The following is a 17,167-nucleotide window of genomic DNA, read 5'->3' as shown; positions in this document are numbered from 1 at the left end:
TCCACTATTTCCCCCTAATCTTATCCAGCATGTCTGCTGTCATGCGATCGATATCATATTCCGCCTTAAATCCCCATTCATTCTTTGCCGCTTGTGAGTCTATCGAATTCGGCCAGCTTTCGGCAATTTTTTGTCTGATTGGATCTACATTATAGGAAAGTTTAAAATCAGGTATTTGCTTTTGAATTGCATTTGCAAAATCCTCCGGTTCCGCTGACATTGCAGAGATATTAAATGCATTTCGATGTACTAGTTTTTCTGAATCCGCTTCCATAAGTTGGACGATTGCATTCAGCGCATCCGGCATATACATCATATCCATATAGGTTCCTTTTGCAATATAGGAAGTGTAAGCATTGTTTTTTACTGCTTCATAATAGATTTCGACTGCATAATCGGTTGTTCCCCCACCTGGTGGCGCGACATAGGAAATCAAACCAGGGAAACGTACCCCACGAGTGTCCACACCAAAGCGGTTATAATAATAGTCACATAATAGTTCACCAGCTACTTTATTTACGCCGTACATCGTTGTAGGACGCTGCAAAGTATCCTGTGGTGTTTGGTCCCTTGGTGTAGTCGGGCCAAATGCACCAATAGAACTCGGTGTAAAAAATTTTAAATCAAGTTCTCTAGCTGTTTCCAATGCATAAATCAAGCCACCCATATTAATGTCCCATGCTACTTTTGGGAATGCTTCCGCCTTTGCAGATAAAAGGGCAGCAAGGTGCATCATTGTATCTACCTTATACTTTTTCGCAACTTCAACTAATTGGTTTGCTTTTGTAACATCGACGACTTCAAATGGACCTTTATCTTCTATTCCATCTACTCTCCGTATATCTGTACCGATTACATTATCAAGTCCATATGTTTCACGCAATTTCTCCGTCAGTTCTGAACCAATTTGGCCAAGAGCACCCGTCACTAAAATTTTTTTCATTTTATAAATCCCCCACTGAACCGATTCTCTTCAACCCAGTTAGATGAAGCCCATTTCTTTGCCGACTTTTTCATAGATTGCTATTGCTTCATCAAGCATTTCCTTTGTGTGTGCTGCAGTTGGCATATTACGAACGCGACCTGTTCCACGCGGCACCGTTGGGAAAACAATGGCCTTCGCATATACACCCGCCTTAAAAAGCCTTTTACTGAATTCCTGGGCATTTTTTTCATCACCAATAATACATGGCGTAATTGGTGTTTCACTATTACCTATATTAAAGCCTAATTTTTTTAGACCATCTTTAAGATGATTTCCATTTTCCCACAGCTTTTCATTTAATTCCGTACTTTCCATTAATAGCTCAATTGCTCGTGTACTTGCAATTGCATCTGCTGGAGAAACTGCTGTAGAAAATAGAAATGGACGCGAACGAGCTTTCAGCCAATCGATGAGATTTTGCTTACCAGCTATATATCCGCCAACAACACCGATAGCTTTTGACAAGGTACCCATTTGAAAGTCCACTTGATCCTGGAGTCCGAACTGTTTAACGGTCCCTGCACCTTTGCCTGTAACACCAGATCCATGTGCATCGTCCACATACGTAATCAAGTCAAGTTCCTCAGCAATTTCAACGATTTCCGGAAGTTTAGCAATATCTCCATCCATAGAAAATACACCATCGGTAATGATCATGATTTTATTGTAACGTCCCGAATCAACCGCTTCTTTTGCTTTTTGACGTAAATTATTCATATCCGAATGCTCAAATGGAATAATTTTAGCCTTTGATAGGCGGCATCCATCAATAATTGATGCATGATTCAATGCATCTGATAGAATGGCATCGTTTTTATCCATTACCGCCGAAATAGCGGCCATATTACAATTAAACCCTGATTGGTACGAAATAGCTGCTTCTGTTCCTTTAAATTTGGCGATTGTCTCCTCCAAATTGATATGAAGGTCAAGCGTACCGTTTATCGTACGAACTGCTCCAGCACCGACACCGTGAGAATCGATAGCTTCTTTTGCCAGTTTTTTCAAGCGTTCATCGGTAGCTAAGCCGAGATAATTATTGGATGAAAGATTGATATGTTCTTTCCCCTTCACTTTAATAACCGGGCCATTTGCACCTTGAACAGTATCAATCTCATTGTAAAGGCCTCTATCTTTCAAATCGGCAATATTGTTATTTAAAAAACTGTTCAACATATTATTACTCATATGTTAAATCCTCCTTACGTAAGTAGGCTCTGTTTTTCCTAAAATTTAATTGCTAATTGTTAATCAACATACGTTTACCATAACAGTTATTCGTGTTTTATGACTGTAGTTCCTAAGAATAAAATAAAACTTTTGGTACTATTTATATATTTATTGTATTTTCCTATGGTGATTTGTATGCCTATCTACTATACTAACAATATAGATATAAAATGCTGGAGGAAATGCTAAATGAGAAAGGTTTTGCTTGCTTTATTTGCAACGATTATTGTAGTAATTGGCTTTGTTGGATATAATGATTTAACTGAAACACCAGATGAAGTAATTGAGGAGAAAGATTATTCTACGGAAATTAAACTATAAATACTCTATATACGTTTAAAAATAAACACAAAAAGGAAAGCACCTAATATAAGTGCTTTCCTTTTATTATTACTGACAATAATTATTAATTTACAATTGTTACATCAACTGTTTGAACACCCCATGCAACAGCTTCATCTTTTGTTGGGACATGTAGATCGATTTTATTTCCTTGAATAGCGCTACCGATATCAGCTGCAGTTGCATAGCCATAACCTTCAACATATACTTCTGAACCTAATGGGATTACATTAGGGTCTACAGCGATAACTTTGGCATTTGGATTTTTATTTAAATCCATACCAGTATACGTAACCCCAGAACAGCCATCACATTTTGCAGTATATGCAGTTGCTGACACTGAAATGGTTTTTCCTTCAGGAGTTTGCTCTGATGTGTTATCTACTTTTTCAGATTTAACTTCTGCCGTATTTTCTGTACCTTGTTTGCTAGATTTCTCTTCTTTTTTTACAGGTGCTTCTTCAGCTACTGCTTCTATTTCAGCAGGCTTTGTATCTTCCTGATCTATGTTAACACCTTTAATATATAAATCTTGGCCGATTACGATTAAATCCGTTTTTAAGTCATTCCACTCTCTTAACTCATCTACAGATATATCATAATCTTCACCTACACTGATCAATGTATCACCTTGTTTTACTGAATATGTGTCGTTAATAAACAATAATTCTTTCGGGTGGATTACAGTAGATTTTAGATCGTTTATATTTATCAACTCTTCAACAGTTGTGTTGTATTCATTTGCTATCTTCCAAAGACTCTCTCCATTTTGTACCTGATGTTCTTCAGCTGAAACAGATGTTGCAGCTGTGCCAGTAATAATAATACCTGCAGCAATTGCTGCTAATAGTTTTTTCATCTGATGTACCTCCTTGAATTTCTGACAGTCTTAATACTATCACACGAAATACCGGAATACAGTTACAGGTGGTTTAAGAGTCTATTACAAGAATTACTAAATAGCGAGTTTATATTACAATTTTTATAGACTTGTAATATAAAGCGCTTTATGTTGCATATTCTTGGGTTTTGTCACATTACTAGACTAGTTCTATATAAAAACGCTTGCTATCAAATGACAGCAAGCGTTTTTTATTAGATTAGATTACTTTAATTCATTTTTATATTGCTCTAATTCCTTTGTGGTACAACGAACCCAGTGTCTTAGTTTAACTTCCCTGAATTCAGGTGCTTCACTTAAATCATGTGCTGAAGGGTCATATTCAACACGTGTTCTGGAACGTTCATACCTTGGATCTGGCAGTGGGATAGCAGATAATAAAGATTTTGTGTATGGATGTATTGGGTTTTTGTATAATTCATCACTGTCAGCCAGTTCTACCATATTTCCCATATACATAACACCGATTCGATCACTTATATACTTAACCATTGAAAGATCATGTGCAATAAACAAATAGGTTAACCCTTTATCTCTTTGCAACTTCTTAAGTAGATTTACAACTTGCGCTTGGATGGATACATCAAGGGCGGATATCGGTTCATCTGCAATAATGAGTTCGGGTTTTACAGCCAAGGCACGGGCAATACCTATACGTTGTCTTTGTCCACCACTAAACTCATGTGGAAAGCGGGTTGCATGTTCTTTCGTTAAACCTACTTCCTCCAGAAGCTCTTCCACTCTTTCTTTTCTCTCATTTTCATTTTCAGCAAGATTGTGGACATCTATTCCTTCTGCAATAATATCCATAACTGTCATCCTCGGGTTAAGGGAAGAAGACGGATCTTGAAATATCATTTGCATTTTCCGGTTAAATTTAAGAAGATCTTTTTTCGACTTTTTCCCATGAACATCTTCATCATTAAATTTAACTTGTCCATTTGTCGCTTCATATAAACGGATAATTGTTCTGCCTGTAGTTGATTTCCCACATCCGGATTCACCAACTAATCCAAATGTTTCGCCTTTATATACATCGAAGGAGATACCATCAACAGCTTTGTTAACATGATTACGTCCTACTTTAAAATGTTTTTTTAAGTCTATTACTTCTAATAATTTCTCCTGCTCCATTATGCATCACCGCCTGTACTAGAAAATCCTTGCATTCTGCGCTTCACTGCTTCAGGAGGTTCGATCTTCGGAGCATCTTCATGCAATAACCATGTTGCAGCATAATGTGTATCAGATACTTTAAACATCGGAGGTTCCATTACAGTGTCAATCTCCATTGCAAATTTATTCCTTGGAGCAAACGCATCTCCCTTAGGCGGATTCAACATATTAGGAGGACTTCCAGGTATCGCGAATAAATCTTCTCCATCGTTTTCTAACGTAGGCATTGATCCTAGGAGACCCCACGTATATGGATGCTTTGCATTGTAAAAAATATCATCTGTCGTTCCTATTTCCACAATCTTCCCAGCATACATAACCGCTACCCTATCCGCGACGTTTGCTACAACGCCAAGATCATGTGTAATGAAAATAATCGCACTTTCTGTTTGTTTCTGGATATCTTTCATTAACTCAAGAATTTGTGCTTGGATTGTAACATCAAGTGCAGTTGTTGGTTCGTCCGCGATTAGAATCTTCGGATTACACGCCAGTGCGATTGCCACTACAACTCGCTGACGCATTCCTCCAGAGAATTGATGCGGATATTGACTCATTTTAGATTCGGCTTTAGGAATGCCTACTAACTCTAATAGTTCCAATGCTTTTTTCTTAGCATTAGAGCGGTTCATACCCTGATGTTTAATCAAACCTTCCATAATCTGATTTCCAATTTTCATTGTAGGGTTAAGGGCAGACATCGGGTCCTGAAATACCATGGAAATATCTTTTCCTCGTATTTTTTGCATAGCTGAACTAGATTTAGTAACTATATCTTCACCTTCAAAAAGAATTTGACCAGATTTCACATAACCATGTGGTTTTGGAAGAAGTTGCATTAATGACAAGGATGTCACGGACTTTCCTGATCCTGACTCCCCAACAATTGCTAATGTTTCCCCTTTGTTTAAGTCAAAGTTCACACCTCGAACAGCTTGTACTTCACCGTTGTAGGTGTTAAATGAAACATTTAAATCTTTGACTTCCAATAATTTACTCATTTAGTAACACCCACCTTTTTATTTGTGCATTTTAGGGTCAAATGCATCTCTTAATCCATCAGCTATTAAGTTAAATGCAATCATAATTACAGAAATTAAAACTGCCGGAAATACTAATAGATATGGATAGAGTCTAAGATTATCAAACCCTGTATTTATTAATGTACCGAGTGAAGCATCTGGTGGAACTAGACCTAGACCGATAAAGCTTAGAAATGCTTCAAAGAAAATGGCACTAGGAATCGTAAACATCGTGTTAATTATAATAATACCGCTAATGTTCGGTAATAGGTGCTTGGAGATTATTTTTCCATTTGAAGTACCTAAGGTTCGTGCTGCCAAAACAAATTCCTGGTTTTTCAGTTTCAATACTTCTCCCCTAACAATTCGGGCCATACCTATCCAACCCGTTATGGAAAGGGCTATGATAATGGACAAAATGCCCGGCTGTAGTACTAGAATCATCAGGAGTATAACTACCAGGTTCGGTATACCGACCAGTACTTCTAATATTCGTTGCATGACATTATCTACTTTTCCACCATAATAAGCAGATATACCACCATAGGCAACTCCGACAACAAGATCAATTGCAGCGGCAACTAACGCAATAATTAAAGAGACTCTCGTTCCGAGCCATAGTCTTGTCCATTGATCACGACCGAGTGTATCTGTTCCTAGCCAATAGTATTGATCAGACATATCTTTTGCATCGTAGACATGATAAGTAGCTTCTACTTCAGCAGAATTTTTAGTCCCATCGCCCTCCGTTTTTACTTCTATATCAATAAAATCTTCCTGGTTATCATAACGTGCGATTGCATTCTCTGCAGCATGTTCTGCTGTATCTCCCCTATACTCACCCGTGAGAGTTCCATCAAAACCTAACCATGATATATTTTCTAACACTGGTATATGTGGTGGCATTTTTGCTCTAGATAAGTCCTGATCATCCAGTTCATATTCATTCATGCCTGGACCGACAATACTCATTATGACAATGACAATCAAGATTAGCGAACATAAAATTGCCAGCTTATTTTTAAAGAATGTTCTCCTTGCATCTTGCATAAATGTTCTGCTTGGACCCGATAATTTCTCACTCGTATCTTCTTTACGTTTAAGAGGGACAAGCAAATCCTTTGGAATATTGTTTTTGTTATCTTTTTCCATACTAATTCTCTCCCCCTGTAAGCCTAATTCTAGGGTCGATTAATACATATAGGAGGTCAATTATTAAAATTATCACAACAAACAAAAATGCAAACATTAGTGTTGTTCCCATAATAGTAGGGTAATCATTAACCATAACCGACTTCACAAATTGCTCCCCTATTCCAGGTACAGCAAATATTTCTTCTATAACCAATGTCCCGGTCATCAAACTAACTGCCATTGGTCCGATTACGGTTACTAATGGAATCAATGCATTACGTAAACCATGCTTGAATATAATTCCATATTCACTTAAACCTTTAGCACGTGCAGTAGTTATATAATTAGAGCCCATTACTTCTATCATTTCTGTTCTAGTAAAACGAGCTGCTGTTGCCATTGGGAAAATCATCAGGGCTATTGTAGGCAATACCGTATGTTCAAATGTCCCCCATAATGCGACTGGGAATAGCTCTAACTCAACTGCTAAATACCATTGCAGCAGACCTGCTAGTACAAATGAAGGTATGGATGTACCTAATACAGCAAGTATGGTAGAGGAATAGTCCAAGAATCCATTGTGGGAAATCGCGGCGATTAGTCCTAAGAGGATACCTAAAAATGTTCCTATTAATAATGCTTGAGCACCTAATTGTGCAGAAGGACCAATTCGATCCATTAGAATTTTAGTAACTGGTGTATTATCAAAGGCAAATGATAAACCCAGATCTCCTTGGACAAGTCCACCAAGATAGTTAACGTATTGCACTGGGACGGGGTCATTTAATCCGTACTTTTCCAAAACGATTGTTTGCTGTTCTTCGCTTAGCTTGTTTTCGGCACTTAACGGGCTACCTGGCAGCATCTTCATTAGAAAGAATGATACAGTAGCGATAATGAATAGTGTAATTGCCATATAAAAAATTCGTCGTAATATGTAGCGAACCATTTTCTGCACCTCCTAATAGTTAATTTTATTGATATTTTAGAAATGTTCATTATTATAAGTTTTTTTCATTAAAAGGGAATAAGAGAGTATAACCTGATGGCCATATACTCTCTTATTCTTTAGATTGTTAGCTCTATTTAGTTAATAAATAATGTATTATCCTTCTGAGCCAACCGTTGCCCACTTGTACTCATACGTTGCACCGAATGGATTCACGAATACGCCTTCCACTTTCGGAGAAATTAATTGAGCTTTAGCTCTTTGATAAATTGGAGCTATAGCTGCTTCTTCAAATAGGATTTTTTCAGCTTCCAAGAAGTTTTCATAACGAGCAACATTATCCGTTGCAAGTTCAGTTGTTGTTTCTTCTAATAATGCATCATATTCAGCGTTAGAAAAGCCCATCTTATTATTTCCACCGTCTGTAATCCATAGGCTTAAGAAAGTGTATGGGTCAAGATAGTCTGGTCCCCAACCAGCGGTCTGAATATCATAGTCCATATTAGTATCTAAATCTAGACGTTGTTCAAATGGTACTTGTTTTAATGTAATTGATAGACCTGGTAGATTTGTTTCTAATTGATTAGCAAGATATTCATCCATTACTTTAGCTGTCTCACTATCCCCGCCAAGTAATTCCAATTCAACGGTATCTGTACCAAGTTCTTCTAAGCCAGCTTCCCAAGCTTCTAGAGCTGCTTCTTTATCATATGTTACAAGGTCTCCACTTACTTCACGGAAATCGTCACCAGATTCCGGCATCGGAGTAAATTCAGCTGGAACAAGACCATTAGCAACAATCGAACCATTGTTAAGAATTACATCAACAGCAGATTGCTTGTCAAATGCTTTACTAATCGCAGTACGAATGTTCGTGTTTGCAAGTGCATCATTTCTTGTTTGATTCAATTTCAAGTAAAATACTGAAGTTTCTGGTGTAACTACATAATCCTCATGTGTCGAGTATTGATCTACAAGATCCGAAGAAATGGTTGCACGATCAACTGTTCCTTCTTCATATAAATCGACTTGAGTTTGTGCATCTTTTACTACTTCGTAAGTCATTTTGTCTAATTGTACTGTTTCTGCATCCCAGTAATCTTCATTCTTTACTGCATCCCATGAACTGCTTGTGCTATCCCAGTTAGATAACATGTACGGCCCATTTGATAATAAAGTATCTGAGCTTGTTGCAAAGCTATCGCCTTGTTCTTCAACAAACTTTTGGTTTAATGGTAGGAATGTTCCAAAAGTTGTAAGCGATTCAAAATATGGTGTTGGGTTTTCTAATTCAACAACCAATGTATAATCATCTTCAGCTGTAACACCTAAATCTTCAACAGCTGCTTCACCTGTACTTACAGCAGTAGCGTTTTTAATTACTCCGCTCATCATGTATGGGCCATACTCAGATCCAGTATCAGGATTTACAGCACGTTGCCATGCATAAACAAAGTCATGTGCAGTTACAGGGTCACCATTTGACCAGACTGCGTCTTCACGTAAATTAAATGTCCATGTAAGACCATCATCACTTGTTTCGTGTGTTGTTGCAATACCTTCAGTTGGTTCTGCGTTTTCATCTAAACGGTAAAGACCTTCCATTGTAGCACCAAGGAACTGAAATCCATATTCATCGGTTGCCATCGATGGATCCATTGATGGAATAGCGTCTCCGTTAATAAAATTAAGTACATTTTCGCCTTCAGTTTCTTCAGTCGCTTCTTCTGTTGTTTCTTCTTCCGTTGCTTCTTCCTCTGTTGACTCTTCTGCAGTTTCTTCTGATGATTCTTCATTTCCACCAGCACATGCGACTAGAAATACACTTAGCAATAAGCCAAGTACAACTAACAATGACAATTTAAATTTCATTGTTAAAAGACCTCCCCTTGTTTTCTATTATTCTGACAATTTAAGCTATTTCTAGCAAACTGCCAATTGGAATCTATTATAAAGTATACAATTAATCTGAGAAGTCTGTAAAGCATTTTTTTAATTAAATTGTAAACTTTATGTAATATAAGGTTTAGAAAATCGCTTCAAACCGCTACTTTAGACTCCTTTTTAGCATCAAAAAAACTTTAGAAATATTTTACATCGGACCTTAGTAATAAATTATGATATAATTTTTAGTACTACATTTTAAAGGTGACTACGAATGATAATGAATCTATTAAAAAATAATTGGTTTTTATTCATGCTCAACTTTCTATTGATTGGGGTATTATTTTTTTTATTTCCCACCACTTATGATCTGGAAAATTATATTAACATTGTTTTTTATGTATGCTTTTTCTATGTTTTATCCGTTTTACTAGTATATACAATTAAAGGTGGATTTTACGATGGGATTACATTTGGTTTCAGACGATTTCGAGGCATGATGTCTAAAAGGGATTATATGGATGAATGGAAAAGTAAACCACTTCCATCAAAAAACGTAAATACTGGTCTTTACGCAATTCTTAAATTTCAAAGCATAGGTATGATTTTATTTCTCGTCCTTCTACTTGTTATTTACTACACCACTTAAAAAGCCTATCAAATTAGATGGGCTTTTTAAATTTGTTCAGATATATACCAAAAATCATCACAAGAATGGATAGAACAGCGGCTGTTATAAACATGTTTGAAAAACCTGTGTTTATTACGCTCGTTGCTGTATCCAGAATATCTATATGCAATTCAGGGTCTGCAATAGCATCGACACTGGTTATTAAACCACCATAATTATCTGATTCTACTAAAGTGTGTCCGAATTTTTGTTGAATAGCAGGTTCAATTTTTGTAAATGCTCCTGTCATAAAACCGGCGTACACAATCGGGAATAAGATTAGACCTATTTGTCTTACTAAAGATAACGTTCCTAACGCCATTCCTTTTCCCCCATTGTGTGCACTCTCTCCTGCCAACATATTCAGTGGGGCACCCAGCAAAATACCCAACCCTACACCAGCTAGAATACTTGCCAATACAAAGGAGAAAAACCCTTCTACCCAAAAGGCAAATAAAAGAAATCCAAAGAGTCCCAGTACACCCGAGAGAGATATTGCATTTGACGCTCCGTACTTATCTGTCAGCACACCTCCAAGACCTGCTCCTATTCCGGAAGCTATAGCTAGAGGAGTTAGCCAATAGCCTGCATGTTCTACAGGAACCTGCAACACTTGTTGAACAAAAGCAGGAATAAATATGATACCTGCCAAAAACCCACCAGAAATTAATCCTAATAGTAACGTAACCTTAAACAAACGATTATTCAGTAACGAAAAAGCAATAATCGGGTCTCCGCCTTTTTGTTCAAGTTGACGTTCGTGGAAAATAAATAAAACAAACAATACAATTCCAATGATTAAAAGTATTACTACCTGAGGTATGAAAATACTTATTATGACAGACCCACTATCAAATTGGGTAATTCCATACATAAATGTTAGTATTCCGACTGTTAAAAGTATACTTCCTTTGAAATCTAACGGTTTTGCAGTTCCAGCCTTTGTTTCTTCCATTTTCAGAAAGCCAAATATAATCAGGAACGCAGCTATAGGGAGATTAATAAGAAACATCCAATGCCAGGATCCCGTTAAACTTAAAATAACAGCTCCAAGGTTAGGTCCGATAACTGCTGATAATCCATGCATTCCTCCTAACATCCCTAACGCTTTCCCTTGTTTTCCCTTTGGAAGAGTAGATAAGATATGGGAACTCCCTATAATGAAGATTCCGCCTCCGCCAATCGCCTGTAACAGTCTCGCCATTAAAAGAAATATAAAGTTCGGACTTAATGCAACGAGTAAGGAACCAATCCCAAATAACAGTATTTCCACTATAAATAATCGTTTCCTGCCGAATCGATCCGATAATTTACCAACAATTGGGACACTAATCGCCATTCCCAGAGTGTAGATTGTAATACTCCATGTTCCCCAAGATGGAGAAACCTCAAAGGAGTCATTGATCGTGGTTAATGCAGTACTGATAATTCCATTATCCAAACCCGCCATAAACACGCCTATCGTAAATAGCGTAATCGTCCATTTTTGTGATGCCTTGTTTTGCTCCACCGTTATCAGCTCCAAGAGAAAAGCATAACAAAAGGACCCAAGTTTTAATGGAGTCCTTTTGCTGCATATAAATTTATTGTATCAATCGTTAGTTAAACAATCCTTTGAGAAAATTACTTAATGATTGGAATATTTCACTGAAAAAATTAGCAACCTTTTCCCAGAATCCCGCATCAAGCCCTAGTTCATCTGCTTTATCGGCAATTGTATTGGCGATATCCTCCAACTGGCTTTTAACTGCACCAAAATCAATGTTCAGATTACGCATTTTATCAAATAAGTCAATCAGCATTTGACGGTCTTCCTCACTTAAGCTAATTTCAAGTTTATCCAATTGCTCACTGACGATTTGCTCCACATCTTCTTTTGTAGCCGGATTTTGATCAGCAATCATTTGTTTAATTTCACTTAATAATGTACTAACCTCTTCCTGAGAAACATCTTCATTTTCAGCCAGATCTGTTGCCACATTTAACTCTTCATTGGCAATTTCCATTCGTTCCTTGTCGAGTTCTTCGCCTTCTTCATTGTAGGCTTTGTAAATACCTGTTAAGGCGGAATGACCACTCACTTGGACTGGGGAAACAACATCAACGGTAGCATTTTCTGCTCCAGCAGTCAGCAATGCATTCTCATACATGGCACCCGTAACTTCGGTAATATTTTCTGGTGTAACAATATTTACTGTTAGCCCTGCTCCATCATTTTCCAAAATAATCCTTGCAGAGGAGTACATGTTGGAATTTGGGTTTCCATTGATAAAATCTGCGTAATCCTGACCCGTTACATCATATTCTACAACAGGATCCGAATCGGATATATCCAGAAGTTCACGAACGTCTGTACGCTGCGTATCCGTTAGCTTTTCCCCATATATAAGTATTGTGTTTGATGTTGCTGCTGCAGGTGTAGTAAATCCAATGGCAAGTGCAAAGACGATCAGACATAATCCAATTGCTTTTAATGTATATTTCATGGTTTCAATTTCCCCTTTTCCATCATCGTTAATTTATATGCTTACATGAAACAAAAATAATACTATTTTGTTCCTCTATTATAACGTTTTCGAATTCATAATAACATATTTTGTTATATTTTTATTTTTGTGCAGTAATTGTTTTCTAAATAAGTTCAAATGAAGCTAATAACTTCAAATATATTTCGTGTTCCTGTATATTTAGGGTAACGAAATACATTTTAAGAAAGAAGGTCTTTGGAATCCAAGATACAAACCAAGCAGTAAACCGTAATCTAGCTATCATGTGGTTTGCTAACTTCTTTGTTAGCGGAAGTATGACAATGGTAATTCCATTCATATCCTTATATATTGAATCGATGGGGAACTTTTCCGACTCCTATGTCCAACTATGGTCAGGATTAACTTTTGCAGTTACTTTCATCGCTGCGTTTATTTTCTCTCCGATATGGGGAAGAATTGGTGATAAATATGGCAGAAAAAATATATTGATTATATCTGCATTCGGTATTGGAATATCTGTTTTTTTAATGGGGTTTGCCACAACGATATGGCAACTTTTTTTATTACGTCTCTTTATGGGTATCGTGACAGGATTTATTCCGATGTCACAGGCATTCATTTCAACACAGACGCCAAAAGAAGTTGCGGGCAAGGTGCTCGGTACACTTCAAACAGGCAGTATCACTGGTGCTTTAATGGGCCCAATGCTTGGTGGGGCTCTAGCAGATACATTTGGATATTCAAGCACATTTAAATGGGTATCCATTACAATCTTTATTTCTGGACTACTTGTCATGTACGGTGTTAAAGAAGTAAAACTAAAATTATCCGATGATAAAAATGATTATAAATCATATAGCAGTAAAGAAGTACTTCAACATATTATTCAGAGACCCGTTCTCCTTGTTGTCATGCTGTTATCTACACTGGTGCAGATTGCCCATTTCAGCATTCAGCCTATCCTTTCATTATTTGTTGAGGATATTCATGGACCGGTAAATATTGCCTTTTTCTCCGGGATGGCCTTCTCTGCTGCCGGCTTAGGGAATCTTATGATGTCACGAAGATGGGGGAAATTAGGGGATCAAATTGGATATATCAAGATATTGATAGTTCTCCTATTCTTCGCAGGGATTGTATATTTACCTGGTGCTTTTGTGACGAACATATGGCAACTTATTGTTCTAAGGTTCCTCCTCGGGGTATCTATTGGCGGAATTGTGCCATTAAGAATAGCCTATATTCGCCAAGAAGCTCCTTTGTCCATGCAGGGAGAAGTACTTGGTTATAATACGAGTCTTCGTTTCCTTGGTAATATAATCGGACCAGCCCTTGGAGGATTGGTTGCAGCTTTATGGGGATTTCCTTCTGTGTTCTTTATAACAAGTATGCTACTTGTATTAAGTGGCGTTATTATGCTTATCATCTGGTATAAATATGAATATTCACCAAAGCATTCACAATCCTTTTCATCACGATAAACCGGAAAGCAACTCCGCCCACCGTTTTTACAGAGGGCACTATTCGTAATGTTTGTTGCTTTTTAATCATTGCAGAGTTGAGATAAACTACGAACTAACTGCTAGCTGATATCCAAAATCCTGTGCTTCTATCGCCGTCCGGGATCGCTGCGGGCGGATGCTTTCCGCGGGCACGGCCTCAGCCTCCTCGAGAAACCCACTCTGCGGGGTCTTCGGACACGTGCTTTTCCCGCAGGAGTCACCGCCCTCCGCTCACCCGGACTGGTGAAGCTGTATTATGCTATTTTAGCTACCCGAAAGTGTAGTTATTGTCAACAACCTTCTAACCAGCTCTGGGAAATACACGGAGACTCCAGTGGGAGGAAAGGCATCGGTGAGACCCCGAAGTGCGTTAGCGCGAGGAGGCTCACCAGCCGCCCACGGAAAGCGCAGTGTATTTCCCAGAGCGGTCGCCGAAGTTTATCTTACTTCGCAGTTTATAGATTTTATGAAATAACTACAAGCAGTCCCTATCATTTAGAAAACACTTATATAAAAGGATTTGAAAAACCCTTCTCCTGTGATTTAATACGGAATGATTGATTTGTATAAGTAAATATGCTAAAACTAACAGAGCTATATTAAAACCTCTCAAAGAAAGAAAGTGATAGCAATGGGTATAGTCGTTGTAGAAGTCTGTGACGGTAATGCAATCACTACATTAGATATAGAAGGTATCATCGAAGCAGAGTTTCCCGAAGTGGCAGTATTAATGAATGAGTGCTTATCGTTTTGCGGCCTATGTGCGTTACGGCCTTATGCACTCGTTAATAATAAGCGTGTCTCTGGTAAAACTCCAGAAGAGTGTCTGGGGAAAATAAGAGAACAAATAAAAAAAGAACTCGCTGTATATCAATAAACAGCGAGTTCTTTTTTTATTTATTTCGACAGTATTTCCCAGGAAATAGGGAGATACTGTCGATATCCGTTCTGATTGATATTTATAAACTTGCTTTAAATATTTCAACGGAATCCTGTTTGTTGAGTCTCTTATAAACACCGAATTCCGGTCTTGCTATAACTGTTTTTTCTGCCATAACATCTATAGAACTTTCATCGATATTATAATCAGCCAATGTTGACGGTGCACCTATACTACTCCAGAAATCGCTTAGTCTGTCAATCCCCTCAAGAGCAACTTCCTTGTCGGATTTACCTGTAGCATCCACTCCGAATACTCGAATAGCAAGTTGTTTAAATCGAGGTGCATTTTCTTCATCCAATACATGTTTCATCCAATTTGGAAACAAAATTGCTAATCCTCCACCATGCGGAATGTCATGTACGGCGGATACTGCATGTTCCAAATTATGTGTCGCCCAATCACCCTGATACCCCATGTTCAGCATGTTATTCAGTGCTAATGTTCCACCAAGCATGACTGTTGACCGGTAATCATAATTGTCTGGTTGCCCTAGCAGTTTTGGAGCCGTTTCGATAATCGTTAATAATATCCCCTCACACCAGCGATCCTGAATAGCTGTATTCGGCGTTTGATGAAAATAATGTTCCAATACATGGGACATCATATCCACGATACCATATATGGTCTGGTCACGTGGTACGGAAAATGTATGAACAGGGTCTAGAATAGAGAACCTCGGAAATGAAAAAGGTGATCCCCAACCATGTTTTTCATTTGTTTCCCAATTTGTAATAACCGAGCCTGCATTCATTTCCGAGCCAGTAGCTGCAAGCGTTAAAACCGTACCAAACGGCAATGCTGATTCAGCCTTTACTTTCTTGGTAACGACATCCCACATATCCGCCTCCGTTGTAGCACCAACTGCAATTGCCTTTGTACAGTCAATGGTGCTTCCACCGCCAACTGCCAACAGGAATTCAATTGCTTCATTTTTACAAATTTCCACACCTTTACGGACGGTTGTAATGCGCGGATTGGGTTCGACACCAGACAATTCGAATACTTCTGCTCCAATCTTGCCCAATTCATTGATGACATTATCGTAAACGCCATTACGTTTAATACTGCCACCACCATAAACGATGAGTACTCGTTTTCCGTATGGTTTTATTTCATCAGACAGTTTATCGAGTTGTCCTTTACCAAAAATTAATTTAGTCGGATTTTGATATACAAAATTTTCCATGAAAATTACCTCCTGCTATTTGGTATACGCTATAACATCCATTTCAATTAATACATCTTTAGGTAAACGGCTCACTTCAACCGTTGCTCTTGCAGGATATGGTTCTGTTAGAAAACGACCATAAATCTCGTTGACTTCTGCAAAATTTTCCATCGAGGATAAATAAATGGTAAACTTAACGACTTGATTAAAATCAGTCCCTGCTTCATCCAAAATTGCTTTTAAATTTTCCAATACTTGTTTCGTTTGGTTTGCAATTCCATCAACTACTTCGCCTGATTGAGGGTTGATTGGTATTTGTCCGGAAACATATAAAAAGTCCCCCGCCTGTATTGCTTGTGAATATGGACCAATAGCCGCTGGTGCTTTTTCTGTCTGAATTGCTTTTACCATTTGAATTCCTCCCATTTCCTTTTTTGTCTCGTATCACATTTGAATAATGGCTGTTTTCTGGCTGCGGTTACTCGTCCCAACGAAAAGAATTGTTGTTACTTCACAAAATATGTAAACTGCGAAGTAACTGCTGGTTTTCTATCCGTATGCAGAAACTTCGGCGACCGCTCTGAGAAATATACTTCGCTTTCCGCGGGCGGCTGGTGAGCCTCTTCATGCTAACGCATTTCAGAGTCTCACCTATGCCTTTCCTCCCGCAGAAGTCTTCGTATATTTCCCAGAGCTGGTGTTAAGCCTACAAAAGATTAACAGCTTAGTGATATTATATAAAAATCGTATCACAACTTCACCAGTCCGGGTG

General features: G+C 38.0%; 16 protein-coding genes. 4 read left to right on the top strand and 12 right to left on the bottom strand.

The annotated features are described in order from the left end of the window. Window positions 1-4: 4 nt before the first annotated feature. Together ACFOUV_RS06495 and ACFOUV_RS06490 are read right to left on the bottom strand one after the other, a co-directional pair. The gene (locus tag ACFOUV_RS06495; RefSeq protein WP_379495978.1) at window positions 5-943 is read right to left on the bottom strand and encodes an L-threonine 3-dehydrogenase; all 939 of its coding nucleotides are present in this window, start codon (window positions 941-943) and stop codon (window positions 5-7) included. Between the two features lie 39 nt (window positions 944-982). Further along, window positions 983-2,173, bottom strand: a complete 1,191-nt coding sequence (locus ACFOUV_RS06490; RefSeq protein ID WP_379495977.1) for a glycine C-acetyltransferase — start codon at window positions 2,171-2,173, stop codon at window positions 983-985. A 231-nt stretch (window positions 2,174-2,404) separates the two neighbouring features. Here ACFOUV_RS06490 and ACFOUV_RS06485 point away from each other — a divergent pair, with 231 nt between their 5' ends. Continuing rightward, complete coding sequence (locus ACFOUV_RS06485; RefSeq protein WP_379495976.1) at window positions 2,405-2,536, top strand: hypothetical protein; 132 nt, start codon at window positions 2,405-2,407, stop codon at window positions 2,534-2,536. An 85-nt stretch (window positions 2,537-2,621) separates the two neighbouring features. Here ACFOUV_RS06485 and ACFOUV_RS06480 read toward each other — a convergent pair whose 3' ends face one another. From ACFOUV_RS06480 to ACFOUV_RS06455, 6 genes are all read right to left on the bottom strand, one after another. Beyond that, window positions 2,622-3,416: a LysM peptidoglycan-binding domain-containing protein gene (locus tag ACFOUV_RS06480; protein WP_379495975.1), complete on the bottom strand. Its 795-nt coding sequence runs from the start codon at window positions 3,414-3,416 to the stop codon at window positions 2,622-2,624. A gap of 246 nt (window positions 3,417-3,662) precedes the next feature. Further along, a complete protein-coding gene (locus ACFOUV_RS06475; RefSeq protein WP_379495974.1) occupies window positions 3,663-4,592 on the bottom strand; it encodes an ABC transporter ATP-binding protein in 930 nt (309 codons plus the stop codon). After that, window positions 4,592-5,635: an ABC transporter ATP-binding protein gene (locus tag ACFOUV_RS06470; RefSeq protein ID WP_379495973.1), complete on the bottom strand. Its 1,044-nt coding sequence runs from the start codon at window positions 5,633-5,635 to the stop codon at window positions 4,592-4,594. Before ACFOUV_RS06470 ends, ACFOUV_RS06475 begins: the two co-directional genes overlap by 1 nt. Before the next feature lie 18 nt (window positions 5,636-5,653). Then, complete coding sequence (opp3C, locus tag ACFOUV_RS06465; RefSeq protein WP_379495972.1) at window positions 5,654-6,808, bottom strand: oligopeptide ABC transporter permease; 1,155 nt, start codon at window positions 6,806-6,808, stop codon at window positions 5,654-5,656. A gap of 1 nt (window position 6,809) precedes the next feature. Then, window positions 6,810-7,739: an oligopeptide ABC transporter permease gene (opp3b, locus tag ACFOUV_RS06460; RefSeq protein ID WP_379495971.1), complete on the bottom strand. Its 930-nt coding sequence runs from the start codon at window positions 7,737-7,739 to the stop codon at window positions 6,810-6,812. 156 nt (window positions 7,740-7,895) lie between these two features. Then, entirely contained in the window at window positions 7,896-9,611 is a 1,716-nt protein-coding gene (locus ACFOUV_RS06455) for a peptide ABC transporter substrate-binding protein (RefSeq protein WP_379495970.1), read from the bottom strand. A gap of 286 nt (window positions 9,612-9,897) precedes the next feature. Between ACFOUV_RS06455 and ACFOUV_RS06450 the strand changes: the two genes are divergently transcribed. Beyond that, a complete protein-coding gene (locus ACFOUV_RS06450; RefSeq protein ID WP_379495969.1) occupies window positions 9,898-10,272 on the top strand; it encodes a DUF3899 domain-containing protein in 375 nt (124 codons plus the stop codon). Window positions 10,273-10,285: 13 nt separating this feature from the next. Here ACFOUV_RS06450 and ACFOUV_RS06445 read toward each other — a convergent pair whose 3' ends face one another. After that, on the bottom strand, window positions 10,286-11,803 hold the full coding sequence (locus ACFOUV_RS06445) for an MFS transporter (RefSeq protein ID WP_379495968.1): 1,518 nt from the start codon (window positions 11,801-11,803) through the stop codon (window positions 10,286-10,288). An 88-nt stretch (window positions 11,804-11,891) separates the two neighbouring features. Further along, a complete protein-coding gene (locus ACFOUV_RS06440; protein WP_379495967.1) occupies window positions 11,892-12,779 on the bottom strand; it encodes a DUF1002 domain-containing protein in 888 nt (295 codons plus the stop codon). A gap of 284 nt (window positions 12,780-13,063) precedes the next feature. Here ACFOUV_RS06440 and ACFOUV_RS06435 point away from each other — a divergent pair, with 284 nt between their 5' ends. Further along, a complete protein-coding gene (locus tag ACFOUV_RS06435) occupies window positions 13,064-14,263 on the top strand; it encodes an MFS transporter (RefSeq protein ID WP_379495966.1) in 1,200 nt (399 codons plus the stop codon). Between the two features lie 652 nt (window positions 14,264-14,915). Then, complete coding sequence (locus ACFOUV_RS06430) at window positions 14,916-15,161, top strand: DUF1450 domain-containing protein (RefSeq protein WP_379495965.1); 246 nt, start codon at window positions 14,916-14,918, stop codon at window positions 15,159-15,161. 82 nt (window positions 15,162-15,243) lie between these two features. Here ACFOUV_RS06430 and ACFOUV_RS06425 read toward each other — a convergent pair whose 3' ends face one another. Both ACFOUV_RS06425 and ACFOUV_RS06420 read right to left on the bottom strand, forming a co-directional pair. Further along, window positions 15,244-16,413 carry an iron-containing alcohol dehydrogenase gene (locus ACFOUV_RS06425; RefSeq protein WP_379495964.1) on the bottom strand — a complete coding sequence of 390 codons (1,170 nt, stop codon included), beginning with the start codon at window positions 16,411-16,413 and terminating at the stop codon, window positions 15,244-15,246. Between the two features lie 15 nt (window positions 16,414-16,428). Continuing rightward, a complete protein-coding gene (locus ACFOUV_RS06420) occupies window positions 16,429-16,806 on the bottom strand; it encodes a RidA family protein (protein WP_379495963.1) in 378 nt (125 codons plus the stop codon). Window positions 16,807-17,167 lie beyond the last annotated feature (361 nt).

The sequence above is a fragment of the Oceanobacillus longus genome (genome assembly GCF_042650085.1).
Classification (GTDB): domain Bacteria; phylum Bacillota; class Bacilli; order Bacillales; family Amphibacillaceae; genus Oceanobacillus; species Oceanobacillus longus.
Note: the sequence above shows the minus strand (reverse complement) of the source record. Positions and strands in the feature narration are given on the sequence as shown.